Source organism: Micromonospora sp. B11E3 (assembly GCF_039871625.1).
Classification (GTDB): Bacteria; Actinomycetota; Actinomycetes; order Mycobacteriales; family Micromonosporaceae; genus Micromonospora.
This window is the reverse complement of sequence record NZ_JBDPMC010000004.1, coordinates 89,727-103,265: the sequence shown is the minus strand read 5'-3', so window position 1 is coordinate 103,265 and position 13,539 is coordinate 89,727. Positions and strand designations below refer to the sequence as shown.

12 protein-coding genes are annotated in these 13,539 nt (G+C 73.9%); 8 read left to right on the top strand and 4 right to left on the bottom strand.

What is annotated here, in order from left to right; genetic code table 11:
• The first annotated feature begins 27 nt into the window (after positions 1-27).
• The 6 genes from ABGB16_RS03660 (at position 28) to glmM (ending at position 4,678) form a co-directional block, all read left to right on the top strand.
• Positions 28-288 (top strand): DUF6364 family protein, encoded by a 261-nt coding sequence (locus tag ABGB16_RS03660; protein ID WP_347666524.1) that lies wholly within the window; start codon positions 28-30, stop codon positions 286-288.
• A complete protein-coding gene (locus tag ABGB16_RS03655; protein WP_347666523.1) occupies positions 278-571 on the top strand; it encodes a type II toxin-antitoxin system PemK/MazF family toxin in 294 nt (97 codons plus the stop codon). Before ABGB16_RS03660 ends, ABGB16_RS03655 begins: the two co-directional genes overlap by 11 nt.
• A 122-nt stretch (positions 572-693) precedes the next feature.
• Positions 694-2,067 (top strand): nitrate/nitrite transporter, encoded by a 1,374-nt coding sequence (locus tag ABGB16_RS03650; RefSeq protein ID WP_347666522.1) that lies wholly within the window; start codon positions 694-696, stop codon positions 2,065-2,067.
• Positions 2,068-2,277: 210 nt separating this feature from the next.
• Positions 2,278-2,721, top strand: a complete 444-nt coding sequence (gene rplM, locus ABGB16_RS03645; RefSeq protein ID WP_347666521.1) for a 50S ribosomal protein L13 — start codon at positions 2,278-2,280, stop codon at positions 2,719-2,721.
• Positions 2,722-2,741: 20 nt separating this feature from the next.
• Positions 2,742-3,206: a 30S ribosomal protein S9 gene (rpsI, locus tag ABGB16_RS03640; RefSeq protein ID WP_145773639.1), complete on the top strand. Its 465-nt coding sequence runs from the start codon at positions 2,742-2,744 to the stop codon at positions 3,204-3,206.
• 116 nt (positions 3,207-3,322) lie between these two features.
• Entirely contained in the window at positions 3,323-4,678 is a 1,356-nt protein-coding gene (glmM, locus tag ABGB16_RS03635; RefSeq protein ID WP_347666520.1) for a phosphoglucosamine mutase, read from the top strand.
• A gap of 59 nt (positions 4,679-4,737) precedes the next feature.
• Here the strand turns inward: glmM and ABGB16_RS03630 are convergent, their stop codons facing one another.
• Positions 4,738-5,484 (bottom strand): ABC transporter ATP-binding protein, encoded by a 747-nt coding sequence (locus ABGB16_RS03630; RefSeq protein WP_347666519.1) that lies wholly within the window; start codon positions 5,482-5,484, stop codon positions 4,738-4,740.
• A gap of 2 nt (positions 5,485-5,486) precedes the next feature.
• Positions 5,487-8,309: an FtsX-like permease family protein gene (locus ABGB16_RS03625; protein ID WP_347666518.1), complete on the bottom strand. Its 2,823-nt coding sequence runs from the start codon at positions 8,307-8,309 to the stop codon at positions 5,487-5,489.
• 102 nt (positions 8,310-8,411) lie between these two features.
• Here ABGB16_RS03625 and ABGB16_RS03620 point away from each other — a divergent pair, with 102 nt between their 5' ends.
• Positions 8,412-9,017 (top strand): PadR family transcriptional regulator, encoded by a 606-nt coding sequence (locus ABGB16_RS03620; protein WP_347666517.1) that lies wholly within the window; start codon positions 8,412-8,414, stop codon positions 9,015-9,017.
• Between the two features lie 17 nt (positions 9,018-9,034).
• Here ABGB16_RS03620 and ABGB16_RS03615 read toward each other — a convergent pair whose 3' ends face one another.
• Both ABGB16_RS03615 and ABGB16_RS03610 read right to left on the bottom strand, forming a co-directional pair.
• Complete coding sequence (locus ABGB16_RS03615; RefSeq protein WP_347666516.1) at positions 9,035-10,228, bottom strand: pyridoxal phosphate-dependent aminotransferase; 1,194 nt, start codon at positions 10,226-10,228, stop codon at positions 9,035-9,037.
• A gap of 41 nt (positions 10,229-10,269) precedes the next feature.
• A complete protein-coding gene (locus ABGB16_RS03610) occupies positions 10,270-11,184 on the bottom strand; it encodes an MmpS family transport accessory protein (protein WP_347666515.1) in 915 nt (304 codons plus the stop codon).
• Between the two features lie 310 nt (positions 11,185-11,494).
• Between ABGB16_RS03610 and glmS the strand changes: the two genes are divergently transcribed.
• The gene (gene glmS, locus ABGB16_RS03605) at positions 11,495-13,408 is read left to right on the top strand and encodes a glutamine--fructose-6-phosphate transaminase (isomerizing) (protein ID WP_347666514.1); all 1,914 of its coding nucleotides are present in this window, start codon (positions 11,495-11,497) and stop codon (positions 13,406-13,408) included.
• Positions 13,409-13,539 lie beyond the last annotated feature (131 nt).

The following is a 13,539-nucleotide window of genomic DNA, read 5'->3' as shown; positions in this document are numbered from 1 at the left end:
GTCATACCAATGGGTAATCTCTCCGGCATGACCGCCAAGGTGACACTGTCGTTCTCCGACGAGACGATCGAGGAGGCGCGGCGGTTCGCCAAGCGGGAGGGCCTCTCCCTCTCCGCCTGGATGGACCAGGCCGCCCGGGAGAAGGCGCTGCGTGAGGTCTTCACCGCGCACGCCGCCGCAGTCGGACGCTCCGGCATCGACCTGGAGTCCGCCGCCCTGGCCGACGCCCAGGAGGCCGCCATGGTCGACGACGCCCTCTTCGGCGGCGGGCGCCCGCGTGCTGCGTAGGGGAGAGGTCTGGCGCATCTCCGGCGCCCGGGAACGGCTCGGGCTGGTCATCAGTTCCGACGTCTACAACTCCACCGACGTGCCGATCGTGATCGTGGCCGAGGTGGTCGAGGAGTCGCTGCTGCGGGACTCGCCCCTGGCCGTGCCCATGGGCGGGCACGTGGTGATGCCCGACCGCCTCTCCTCGCCGCTGAAGCAGTGGTTCACCGAGTGCGTCGACGTGGCCGACACCGAGACCATGCAACGGGTGGGCCGGGCGCTGCGCATCCTCCAGGAGTTGTGACAAGTTCACCGCCGGCTCCCGGCGGACGTGCGGTCTCCGTTTCCGGGCCGACGCGCGACGGGCACCGCCGGGAAACCGCCCGTTCCTAGCGTCCCCCTCGTCACCGACGAGGAGGAGTCGCCGTGAGCACGCTCGCTTCCCCCAGGTCCCTGGCCCCGGACGCCCCCGGGCGCCGGCGGCGGATCACCGACTGGCGCCCCGAGGACCCCGAATTCTGGGCGACCACCGGCGCCCCGATCGCCCGCCGGAACCTGTACGTCTCGATCTTCGCCGAACACGTCGGCTTCTCCGTGTGGAGCCTCTGGTCGGTGATGGTGCTCTTCCTCGGCCCCGAGTACGGGATCGATCCGGCCGGGAAGTTCCTGCTCACCGCCGTGCCGGCCGCCCTTGGCGCGGTGCTGCGGCTGCCGTACACCCTGGCGGTGGCCCGGTTCGGCGGCCGGAACTGGACGATCGTCAGCGCGTTGCTGCTGCTGGTGCCCGCGGTGCCGATGGCGGTGCTGATCGAGCCGGGGGTGTCGTACTCGACGCTCATGGTGCTGGCCTGCCTGACCGGGGTCGGCGGGGGCAACTTCGCCTCCTCGATGGCGAACATCAACCAGTTCTTCCCCGAGCGGCTCAAGGGGCGGGCGCTCGGCCTCAACGCCGGCGGCGGGAACCTCGGCGTGCCGGCGGTGCAGCTCGTCGGGCTGGCGGTGATGGCCGCCGCCGGCGCCGCGTACCCCCGGCTGGTGCCGGCGGTCTACCTGCCGCTGATCGTGGTCGCGGCCCTCGCCTCGGCGCGCTGGCTGGACAACGTTCCCGGGGCGCGCAACGAGCCGGGGGCGCTGCGGACGGCCGCCCGCGACCCGCACACGTGGGTGATGTCCCTGCTCTACCTCGGCACCTTCGGCTCGTTCATCGGCTTCGGCTTCGCCTTCGGCCAGGTGCTCCAGCTCCAGTTCCACGACCGGTTCCCCACCCCGGTCGACGCCGCCTGGATGACCTTCCTCGGGCCGCTGATCGGCTCGCTGATCCGGCCGCTCGGCGGCCAGCTCGCCGACCGGCTCGGCGGGGCGCGCGTCACCTTCTGGAACTTCGTCGCCATGGCCGCGGGCGCTGCTGCGGTGCTGTACGCCGCGCGGGAGCGGTCGTTCCCGCTCTACCTCGCCGGGTTCCTGGCGCTCTTCGTCTTCTCCGGGATCGGCAACGGGTCGACGTACAAGATGATCCCGGCGATCTTCCGGGCCCGCGCGGTCGCCGAGGCGGAGCGGACCGGGGACCGGGCAGCGGCCGAGCGCCGGAGCCGGCGGCTGTCCGGGGCGCTGATCGGCATCGCGGGGGCGGTCGGCGCCTCGGGTGGGGTGCTGGTGAACGTGGCCTTCCGGCAGTCCTTCCTCGTCTCCGGCACGGCGGACGCCGCCTACCTGACCTTCATCGGCTGGTACGCCCTCTGCTTCGTGGTGACCTGGGTGGTGTACCTGCGGCCGGGGCCGCGTAGGCTGTCCGGCGTGTGACCTGCACCATCGGACAAGGAGTAGGCCGCGCGGCGTGGTACCCCGTTTTGACCTGCCGACGGGGCGCCGGGTATCGTTGCCTGCTGTTGTACGACATCCAGAGGCGTGCCACATCAGGTACGCTTGGTCGTTCGTGCGCGCTGGTCCGGCCGGGAAGCCCTGGTCACCTCGGCGCGCAATCCCAGACCGACGACGAGACAAGGTAGACCTGTGCGTACGTACAGCCCGAAGCCGGGTGAGATCGAGCGTCAGTGGCACGTCATCGACGCCTCTGATGTCGTGCTGGGCCGCCTGGCCACCCACGCCGCCACTCTGCTGCGCGGTAAGCACAAGCCGACTTTCGCGCCGCACGTCGACACGGGCGACTTCGTCGTCGTCGTGAACGCGGGCAAGGTCGCGCTGACCGGCAACAAGCGCCAGACCAAGGTCGCTTACCGCCACTCCGGTTACCCGGGTGGCCTCAAGCAGGTCGGCTACGAGGAGCTGCTCAGCAAGCGTCCCGAGCGGGCCATCGAGCTGGCCGTGAAGGGGATGCTCCCGCACAACAAGCTCGGCCGTCAGCTGATCAAGAAGCTGAAGGTCTACGCCGGTGCCGAGCACCCGCACGGCGCGCAGCAGCCGGTGCCGTTCGAGATCAAGCAGATCGCGCAGTGAGCGCGGGCGAAGGAATCAGCATGACCGACATCACCGCCACCGAGGTTGCCCCCGAGGCCGCCGAGGCGCCGGCGCCCGTCGCCCGCGCGCCCCGTGGCGACCGGCCGATCCAGACCGTGGGTCGGCGCAAGGAGGCCATCGTCCGGGTCCGTATCGTCCCCGGCAGCGGCAAGATCACCTGCAACGGCCGTGACCTCGAGGCCTACTTCCCGAGCAAGGTGCACCAGCAGCTCATCAAGGATCCGCTGGTGACCGCCGAGAAGGCCGAGGCGTTCGACGTCATCGCCAACCTGCGGGGCGGCGGCACCACCGGCCAGGCCGGTGCGCTGCGGCTCGCCATCGCCCGCGCGCTGATCGTCAGCGAGCCGGACGACCGCCCGGCCCTGAAGAAGGCCGGCTTCCTGACCCGCGACGCCCGGGTCAAGGAGAGCAAGAAGTACGGCCTCAAGAAGGCCCGTAAGGCGCCCCAGTACTCGAAGCGCTGATCATCAGCGTCGCGTTGTACTTCTGACGGACGGCCGGGTCCGCCTCCCCTCCACGGGGAGGTGGCCCGGCCGTTCCGCTTTTCCTGGTTGCACCGTTTCCTCGGAGGTTGGCGGGTATGGGCCGGTTGTTCGGCACGGACGGCGTACGCGGGCGGGCGAACGCGGATCTCACTCCCGAGCTGGCGCTCGCGGTGGCGGTCGCCGCCGCCCACACACTGGCCGAGTCGGACCGGAGCCATCCGCCGCTGGCCGTCGTCGGCCGGGACACCCGGGCCAGCGGCGAGATGCTGGAGGCCGCCGTGGTGGCCGGACTCACCAGCGCCGGCGCCAACGTCGTGCGGGTCGGCGTGCTGCCCACCCCGGCGGTGGCGTTCCTCACCGCCGAGGCCAAGGCCGACCTGGGCGTCATGCTCTCCGCGTCGCACAACCCGATGCCCGACAACGGGATCAAGCTGTTCGCGGCCGGCGGGCACAAGCTGCCGGACGAGATCGAGGCGCGGATCGAGGCGGCCGTCGAGGCGAACGCCGCCAGCGCGTGGGACCGGCCGACGGGCGCCGGGGTGGGGCGGGTGCACGACCTGCTCGACGGCGCCGACCACTACGTCCAGCACCTGGTCAACACGGTGCCGCACCGCCTCGACGGGATCAAGGTCGTGGTCGACTGCGCCAACGGCGCGGCCGCCGAGGTGGCGCCGGTGGCGTACCGGGAGGCGGGGGCCGAGGTCGTCGCGATCCACGCCGAGCCGGACGGGCTCAACATCAACGACGAGTGCGGGTCGAACCACATCGAGGCGCTGCGCGCCGCGGTGGTCGAGCACGGCGCCCACCTGGGCATCGCCCACGACGGCGACGCCGACCGGTGCGTCGCGGTCACCGCCGACGGCGACGAGGTCGACGGCGACCAGGTGATGGCGATCCTCGCCCTGGCCATGCGCGAGGCCGGCGAGCTCACCGACGACACCCTCGTCGCCACGGTGATGAGCAACCTCGGCCTGCGCCTGGCCATGTCCGCGCAGGGCATCCGGCTGGTCGAGACCAAGGTCGGCGACCGGTACGTGCTGGAGGAGCTGCGCGCCTCCGGGCTGGCCCTCGGCGGCGAGCAGAGCGGGCACATCGTCATGCCGGCGTACGCCACCACCGGCGACGGGGTGCTGACCGGGCTGCACCTGATGGCCCGGATGGCCGCCAGCGGGAAGCCCCTGGCCGAACTGGCCGCGGTGGTGACCAGGCTGCCCCAGGTGCTGATCAACGTGCCGGTCGGGGACCGTACCGTCGGCGCCGCCGCGCCGGCCGTCCGGGCCGAGGTCGAGCGGGCCGAGGCGGAGCTGGGCGAGAGTGGCCGGGTGCTGCTGCGTCCCTCGGGCACCGAGCCGCTGGTGCGGGTGATGGTGGAGGCGGCCACGGAGACGACCGCCCGGGAGGTCGCCGAGCGCATCGCCGACCGGGTCCGGGCCGCCAGTCCCACCGCCTGACCCGCCGGTGCCCGGCCCCGGGCCGGGACCGCGCCGGGACCGGGCACCGCGGTCGCCGGTCAGAGGCGCAGGCGCGTCGCCCGGTCGTAGGTGTCGGCCGGGTCCTCGCCGCCGGTGAGGTCGAGGTCCTCGACGATCCGGCCGTCGCCGAGCCGGAGCAGCCGGTCGCACCGGGCGGCGATGGCGGGGTCGTGGGTGGCCAGCAGGACCGTCATGCCGTGCCGTTCGCGCAGGTCGAGCAGCAGGTCGAGGATCTGACCGCCGGTGGCCGAGTCGAGGTTGCCGGTGGGCTCGTCGGCCAGCAGCAGCCGGGGCTCGCCCATCAGCGCGCGGGCGATGGCGACCCGCTGCTGCTGGCCGCCGGAGAGCTGCGCCGGCAGCGCCCGCTCCCGGTCCGCGAGGCCGACCGCGTCGAGCAGCTCCCGGGCGCGGGCCACGTGGTCGGCGCGGCCGCGTCGGGGCAGCACCGGGGCGATCACGTTGTCCAGCACGGTCAGCGCGGGCAGCAGGTGGTAGCGCTGGAAGACGAAGCCGACCCGCTGCCGGTACCGGGCGAGGGCCGCGCGCCGCAGGGCCGTGACCTCCGTGTCGTCCACGGTCACGGTGCCGCCGTCGGCCTGCTCGATCGCCCCGATCAGGTGCAGCAGCGTCGACTTGCCGGAGCCGCTCGGCCCCGTCAACGCCACCGCCGACCCGGCGGTGATCTCCACCGACACCTCGTCGACGGCGGTGAGCCGTTCGGCGCCGGTGCGGAACTGCCGGACCAGCGCCTGCGTCCGGACCGTGCTGCCTGTGGTCGCGTCCATGGTCAATCCTCTGCCAGTAGTCGTGCGGTCGGGAGGCGGCGCAGCAGCGCGGCCGGGATCAGCGCCGCCGCGCAGGCGACCAGCACCCCGGCGGCGGCCACCGTGGCGGCGACCAGCACCAGCGCCGCCGGCAGGTCGCCCACCAGCCAGGCCGCCCCGCCCAGGCCGAGCGCCGCCCCGGCGAGGGCGCCGAGCGCGCCCAGGAGGAACCCCTCGTACCCGATCAGGCGCCCCAGCGCGGCGTCGGTCCAGCCGACCGCGCGCAGGGTGGCCAGCTCGGCGGCCCGGTCCCGGATGTTCAGGTAGAGCACGTCGGCCACCGCCGCCGCGCCGAGCAGCACCGTCGCGACGGCGGCCACGGTGTCCGCGCCGCGCACGCTCAGCGACACCGTGTCGCCGAGCAGGCTGCCGACGATCGCCCCGCGGAACGCGTACGCGGCGGCGGCGACCAGGGTCAGCGCGGCCACCCCGATGGCCAGCGCGCCCGCGCCGAGCAGGGTGCGTCCGGGGGTGCGGGCGAGGTTGGCCAGGGCCAGGCCGGCCAGGGCGCGCGGGCGGCGTACCCAGCGGGCCTGCGCCACCGGCGGACGCAGCGCGGCGGCCGGGTGGGCGCGGGCGGCCCGCAGCGCCGGCGCCAGCCCCGCGACCAGCGCCAGCAGCAGGGCCACCGGTACGGACAGCAGCGCCCGCCAGCCGACCCCGATGCCCAGCGCGGCGCCGAGCGGGTACGCCAGGGCGAGCGAGAGCAGCCCGGCGGCCAGCCCGAGGACGGCCACCTCGCCGAGGATCAGCGCCCCGATCCGCCGGGCCGGCCAGCCCAGGCAGGCGAGCACGGCCAGTTCCGAGCGGCGGTCCCGGACGGCGGCGGACACGGCGTTGCCGAGGAAGAGCGCGCAGACCACCAGCACCAGCAGGAACAGCGCGACGCTCTTGCGGTCGACGGCCTTGGTGATCACCGAGGCGACCCCGAGGGCCGACCAGTTCTCGGTGAGCCGCAGGGCGGGCCGGCCGAACGACCCCGCCGGCAGCTCCACGGTCTGCGCGGCGGGCGACGAGCCGAGGGTGATGTCCACGTCGAGCCCCGTCGTCGTGGCGATCTGCTCGGCGACCAGCCGGACCCGCTCCGCCGAGCGCTCGCTGTAGCCCGCCACGTCGGCGACCCGGACCCGGATCGCGCTGATCGGGGCCTTCAGCTGGGGGCTGCCTCCGCCGTCCAGCAGCTTCGGCACGCTCGCCAGGTTCGTCAGCAGCAGCGGCGGGGCGGAGAGGTAGCCGGCCGGGTTGCCGCTCGGCTCCAACGGCTGCCCGCCCAGCGCGTCCCGGCTCGCGGCGTCCGCGCCGACGGCCCGCGGCGGCTCGTACGTCTCCAGCGGCACCTTGCCGAGGTCGCTGAACCCGCTCAGCTTCGCCGGGTCGAAGACCCCCACCGCCCGCCATTGGCGCCAGAGAGCTTTCCCGGTCCACTTCTTCAGCGACTGCTTGCGCAGCGGGCGGGCGCCCGCGTCCCCGGTCAGCCAGGGGCGCGGGTACGGGGTGAACTCCTGCTGCTCGCCGTACACCTTGGGGTCGGCCGGCGGGAGCGGGCGGACCCGCAGGGTGCCGTCGGGGAGCCGGTCGTACTCCGTCGGCCCGGCCTGCACGACGGTCATGAGCTGCCCGAAGCAGCAGCCGGTCGGGGAGACGCCCTCGGCCAGTCGGGAACGCCAGCCGGAGATCACGTCGGCGCTGGCGTCCCCGGCGGGGATCGCCGGCCCCCGCCGCAGCTCCCGCTCCAGATCCTTGAGCGGTACGCCGGCCGGCCGGGTGGCGGGCAGCCTTGCGAGGCTGACGCGGAGCTCCTCGTCGAGGAAGGGACGGCTGGTCGTGAGGACCGGGATGGTCAGGTGGTCGGTCGTGGCGTCGCGCTTCTCGCTGACCGGGTCGTCGGGGCGGAGCGCCCGCCCGTCCACCACCGTCCCGGTCAGGCCGACGAGCCGGTCCTCGGCGGCCGGGTCCACCGCGGCCAGCAGGTACGGCACGGTCACGTGGTACCGGATCCGGAGCCGGTCCGAGGCGGACACCGCCTGCTCGTCGCCGCCGAAGAAGGAGTCGGGGGCCTCGAACCGGCCGTCGGGCAGCAGCCGCACGGCGAGCACCGACCAGGTCTCCCGCTCTGAGTAGGCGCCCAGAGCGCCCATGTAGTACCTGGGGTCGCAGATCGCCCGGGTGTGGCCGCCGGGCAGGACCTCCCGCGGGGCGGAACCGCACTCGTCGTACCAGGGATAGGTCTTGCCGTTGGTGTAGAGGGTGGCCTCGGGCCTCATGACCACGTCGTCGCGGGGGTGGATGATCGGGTGCTTGGTGACGTATACGTACCAGGCCCGGCCGTTCGCGGTGGAGAGGCCGCGCTCCGCGACGAAGCGGGGGTCGATCCGGATGACCTGCCGGTCGAGCGAGCGGTCGACGGCGTCGGTCAGGTCGAGGTCGACGGGGACGGGGCTCGTGGAGTAGCCGAGCATCGCGATCGGCGCGGCCACGTCGACGTCCGGTACGGCCCGCACCTGGTCGTACTGGGCGGTGGTGATGCCGCCGAAGAGGCCGGAGAGGTAGTTGGGCTGGACCAGCCCGCGCTCGGCCTCCAGGGGCGTACGCGCGCCCTTGGGCCGGACGAGGATGTCGTACGCGGCCCGGGTGCTCTGCTCCACGGTGCCGGTGACGGCGAGCCGGGAGGCGGTGGTGGTGCCGGTCAGGACGACGAAGCCGGTGGTCGCCACCAGTACGCCGACCAGCAGCGCCACCGACCGTCCCGCACGGCCGCGCAGCTGTCGCCAGATGATGTTGAGCATGTCGCGCCTCCCCGTGTGCTGCACCACACTGTGCGCGATACATTGTGACAATGCAAGGCTCGAGTCGGAAAGTGGCCGGACCGGGCCGGAACGGAGGAGACGGTGGCGATCCAGCACGCGGTCCTGGCCCTGCTCGCACGCGGCCCCAGCTACGGCTACGAGCTGAAGGGCGCGTTCGAGGAGGCGGTCGGCCCGCAGTGGGGGCCCCTGAACATCGGGCACCTCTACCAGATCCTCGACCGGCTCTCCCGCGACGGCCTGGTCGTGGCCGAGCGGCAGGCCCAGCCGGTGAAGCCCGACCGGGTGGTCTACGAGCTGACCCCCGAGGGGCGGGCCGAGCTGGAACGCTGGCTCGGCGAGCCCAGCGCGCGGGGCGGCGGCTTCCGGGACGACTTCTTCCTCAAGGTCACCGCCGCCGCGCGCTCAGGCTCGGCGGAGACCGTCCGCACGGTGCTCGGCAACCAGCGCGGCCACCTCATGCGCGAGCTGCGCAACCTCGACGGCCTGCGCCGCCGGGCCGACGACCCGGTCGTGCGGCTGCTGCTCTCCGCGGCCAGCCGGCACGTCGAGGCCGACCTCGCGTTCGTGGACGACGCCGAGCAGGTGCTGCTGGCCGACGGCGGCGCGTTGCTCGCCACGCTCGCGCGGGACCGGAGCCCGGCCGCGCCCCCCGAGCCGGGCGCGGCGCCGACCCGCGCGGCCGGCTGACGTGGCGGGCCGGCGGGTCAGCCGGTGCGCAGCGTGCGCAGCCGGGTGACGGCCTCGGTGAGCACCTCGGGCCGCTTGCAGAAGGCGAACCGGACCAGCCGCCGGCCCGCCTCCGGGTCGTCGTAGAAGACCTGCGTTGGCACGGCCACCACCCCGCAGCGCTCCGGCAGCGACCGGCAGAACTCGATGCCGTCCCGCCCGCCGAGCGGGGTGACGTCGGCGGTGACGAAGTACGTCCCCTCCGGGGTGAGCACGTCGAACCCGGCGTCGGTCAGCCCGGCCGCGAGCTGGTCCCGCCGGGCCCGCATGCCGGCGGCGAACTCGGTGAAGTACGCGTCCGGCAGGGCGAGGGCCACCGCGACGGCCGGCTGCAACGGCGCCGCGTTGACGAACGTGAGGAACTGCTTGACCCGCAGCACCGCCGACACCAGCGGGGCGGGACCGCTGACCCAGCCCACCTTCCAGCCCGTGCAGGAGAACGTCTTGCCGGCCGAGGAGATGCGCAGCGTGCGTTCGCGCATGCCGGGCAGGGTGGCCAGCGGGACGTGCGGCGCGGCGGCGTCGGCGAAGACGAGATGCTCGTACACCTCGTCGGTCACCGCGTACGCGTCGTGCTCCCGGCACAGCTCGGCGACCAGGGCCAGCTCGTCGGGGGTGAAGACCTTGCCGGTCGGGTTGTGCGGGGAGTTCAGCAGCACCAGCCGGGTCCGCGGCCCGAACGCGGCGCGCAGCGCGTCCGGGTCGAAGACGTACCGGCCGTCCGGGCCGGGCCGCAGGGTCACCGGCCGCCGGACCGCCCCGGCCAGCGCGATCGAGGCCGCGTACGAGTCGTAGTACGGCTCGAAGCAGACCACCTCGTCGCCCGGCTCGCAGAGGGCCAGGACGCTGGCGGCGATCGCCTCGGTGGCCCCGGCGGTGACGACGATCTCGCCGTCCGGGTCGTACTCCAGGCCCCAGAACCGGCTCTGGTGGGCGGCCACGGCGGCGCGCAGCGCGGGGACGCCCGGGCCCGGCGGGTACTGGTTCTGCCCGGCGCGCAGCGCCTCGGCGGCGGCGGCGAGCATCTCGGGCGGACCGTCCGTGTCGGGGAAGCCCTGGCCGAGGTTGACCGCGCCGGTGCGCACGGCCAGGGCGGACATCTCGGCGAACACGGTCGTCCCGAACGGCCGCATCCGGGCCACCAGCGGGTCGACATCGGCGCTTGTCGTCACGTCGGCCAGCCTACGGGCAGCCCCGCCCGGGGCCTACCCCCTCACTCGGGCCGGCAGGCGGTGTTCCAGTAGCCCTGCTGCACCTTGATGACGGGTTTGCCAGCGCCGGTGACCGTCAGCCGGCAGGTGAGGGGCCCGTTCTCGTCGCCGGACCAGGTCGCCTCCACCATGACCCGGCTCTTGCCGTCGGTACGGATCGTGGTGCGCCAGGGAAGCTTCGCCCCGTCGACGTGGATGAGGTCGCTCTCGGCGTCGAAGTACGCGATGTCGGCCCGGCCCGCCCCGGTGACCTCGTACACCACGGTCACCGGCGCCGGCCCGGAGGTCGGCCGGGTGATCGGCTTCTTGGTCGGGTCCGCCGCGAAGGTGGTCGGGTCGGGCGACGGGGTTCCGTCCTCGTGGTACCGGCCGTCGTCGTACGGGTCGTCGTACCAGGGTTCCTCCGATGCCGCCCGGTCCTCGCCGAGGCCGACGAGGGCGCCGGCCACGCAGGCGCAGCCGCACAGCCCGACCACCAGCACGACGACCAGCGTGATGACGAGGCCGACCACGGTTCGGTCGGAGCCGGAGCGCGCCGGCGGCCGCCCGGGGTACGCGTACGGCGGCGGGTACCCCGCCGGCGGCCAGCCGGGCCGGACGTACCCGGGCCAGGGTGCCCCGGCGGGGGGCGGCGGAACGGGCCCCGCCGCGGGCGGTTCGGTGCCCGTCGGTGCGGGCGGCGGGTACCAGGGGGCAGGCGCCACCCACGGGTCCGGAGCGGTCCACGCCTGCGGCGGGGCCAGCGGGTCCGGCGGCGACCACGGCGAGCCTGCCGGGCCGGGCGGCTCCGGGGTCGACGGGCCGGTCGGGTCGGGCCAACCGGATGGGCCGGCCGGCTCAGACCCGCCGGACGGGGTCGGCTCGGGGGAGGAGCCGCTGGACGGGGCCGGCTCGGGGGAGGACGACGCCTCGGACATGAGCGCCTCCGGCGAGGGGCGCGGCCGGGACCGCGGTGCGGGGTGGGGACGCCGGCCCCCGCTGCCGGGCCGCCTTCCCCGAGGGGCCCCCAATGTACGTGGTCGGGCCCAGTTGGCCGGCCCCGGCGGTCCCGCGCCGGCCATCACCGATCCCCCGAACAGACCGGATACGCCCCGGAATGCCCTGGAAGCCGCGTCGCCCCGGCAACCTCCCCCCGAGCACGACTTTCCGCCGTTCGATCAAATTCGGTGTTTGTTTACCTGGCTTCTGCGCACACACGATGAGCGAAACTGGGTTAGGCTGCGGACCATGTGTGGAATCGTGGGTTACGCCGGGGCGCGCCCGGCGCTCGGCATCGTGCTCGACGGGCTGCGCCGCCTGGAGTACCGCGGCTACGACTCGGCCGGCGTCGCCGTCGTCTGCGAGGACGAGCTGCTGATCGAGAAGAAGGCGGGCAAGCTGGCCAATCTCGAGAAGGTGCTCTCCGAGCGGTCCGCCACCGACCCGGACGGTTGCGCCGCGAGCCCGATCGGCATCGGCGACGGCACCACCGGCATCGGGCACACCCGCTGGGCCACCCACGGCGGTCCCACCGACCGCAACGCACACCCGCACGTCGCCGCGGACGGCCGGGTCGCGGTGATCCACAACGGGATCATCGAGAACTTCGCCAAGCTCCGCGCCGAGCTGGAGGCCGAGGGCGTCCAGTTCCACAGCGACACCGACACCGAGTGCGCGGCCCACCTGCTCTCCGCCGCGCTGGCCGACCTGCGTGCCGCGGGCGAGGCGAACGGGCCGCAGCTGCTGGCCGCCGCGATGCGTGCGGTGTGCCAGCGCCTCGAGGGCGCGTTCACGCTGCTCGCCGTCGACGCCGAGGTGCCCGGCGCGGTGGTCGGCGCCCGGCGCAACTCCCCGCTGGTCGTCGGCCGGGGCGCGGGGGAGAACTACCTGGCCAGCGACGTCGCCGCGTTCATCGAGCACACCCGCGACGCGGTCGAGCTCGGCCAGGACCAGATCGTCCTCATCACCGCCGACACGATCGAGATCACCGACTTCGCCGGCCAGCCCGCGGCCGGTAAGGACTTCCACATCGACTGGGACTCGTCGGCCGCCGAGAAGGGCGGCTACGACTGGTTCATGCTCAAGGAGATCGAGGAGCAGCCGCAGGCCGTCGCCGACACGCTGCTCGGCCGGCTCACCGAGAGCGGCGAGATCGTGCTCGACGAGGTCCGCCTGAGCGACCAGGACCTGCGCGACGTCGACAAGATCTTCATCGTCGCGTGCGGCACCGCGTACCACTCCGGGCTGGTCGCCAAGTACGCCATCGAGCACTGGACCCGCATCCCCTGCGAGGTGGAGCTGGCCAGCGAGTTCCGCTACCGCGACCCGGTCCTCGACCGGTCCACCCTGATCGTGGTCATCTCGCAGTCCGGCGAGACCATGGACACCCTGATGGCGCTGCGGCACGCCAAGGAGCAGAAGGCGCGGGTGCTGGCCATCTGCAACACCAACGGCTCGACCATCCCGCGCGAGTCCGACGCCGTCCTCTACACCCACGGCGGGCCGGAGATCGCGGTCGCCTCCACCAAGGCGTTCCTGACCCAGCTCGTGGCCTGCTACCTGATCGGCCTGCATTTGGCGCAGGTCCGGGGGATCAAGTTCGCCGACGAGGTCGCCGCCGTGGTGGACCAGCTCCACCAGATGCCGGGCAAGCTGCGCGAGCTGCTGGACCGGATCGAGCCGGTCCGCGAGCTGGCCCGCCAGATCAAGTCGGAGCCGACCGTGCTGTTCATCGGTCGGCACGTCGGCTACCCGGTGGCCCTGGAGGGCGCGCTCAAGCTCAAGGAGCTGGCGTACATGCACGCCGAGGGCTTCGCCGCGGGCGAGCTCAAGCACGGCCCGATCGCGCTGATCGACAAGGGCACGCCGGTGATCTGCATCGTGCCGTCCCCGGTCGGCCGGGGCGTGCTGCACGACAAGGTCGTCTCCAACATCCAGGAGGTCCGCGCCCGGGGGGCCCGGACGATCGTGATCGCCGAGGAGGGCGACGAGTCGGTGGTCCGGTACGCCGACGACCTGATCTACGTGCCGCGTACGCCGACGCTGCTCGCGCCGCTGGTGACCACCGTGCCGTTGCAGGTGCTCGCGGCCGAGATCGCGGCGGCCCGGGGCCACGACGTCGACCAGCCCCGCAACCTGGCCAAGTCCGTCACCGTGGAATAGCCGCCCGCCGGGCCCCGCCGGGGGTGGCCGGCGGCCGGTACCCGCCCGCCATGGCGCCGACGTGGCGGTATTCCGGCGGCCGGGACCCCGCCATGGCGCCGACATGGCGGCATCCGGTCGGCGGCGTCGGG

Excerpts from the sequence above, each read along its gene's own strand:
- ABGB16_RS03660 (WP_347666524.1), top strand. The coding sequence starts at position 28 with ATGACCGCCAAGGTGACACTGTCGTTCTCCGACGAGACGATCGAGGAG.
- ABGB16_RS03610 (WP_347666515.1), bottom strand. The coding sequence starts at position 11,184 with ATGTCCGAGGCGTCGTCCTCCCCCGAGCCGGCCCCGTCCAGCGGCTCC.
- glmS (WP_347666514.1), top strand. The coding sequence starts at position 11,495 with ATGTGTGGAATCGTGGGTTACGCCGGGGCGCGCCCGGCGCTCGGCATC.
- rpsI (WP_145773639.1), top strand. The coding sequence starts at position 2,742 with ATGACCGACATCACCGCCACCGAGGTTGCCCCCGAGGCCGCCGAGGCG.
- ABGB16_RS03630 (WP_347666519.1), bottom strand. The coding sequence starts at position 5,484 with ATGGACGCGACCACAGGCAGCACGGTCCGGACGCAGGCGCTGGTCCGG.
- glmM (WP_347666520.1), top strand. The coding sequence starts at position 3,323 with ATGGGCCGGTTGTTCGGCACGGACGGCGTACGCGGGCGGGCGAACGCG.
- ABGB16_RS03625 (WP_347666518.1), bottom strand. The coding sequence starts at position 8,309 with ATGCTCAACATCATCTGGCGACAGCTGCGCGGCCGTGCGGGACGGTCG.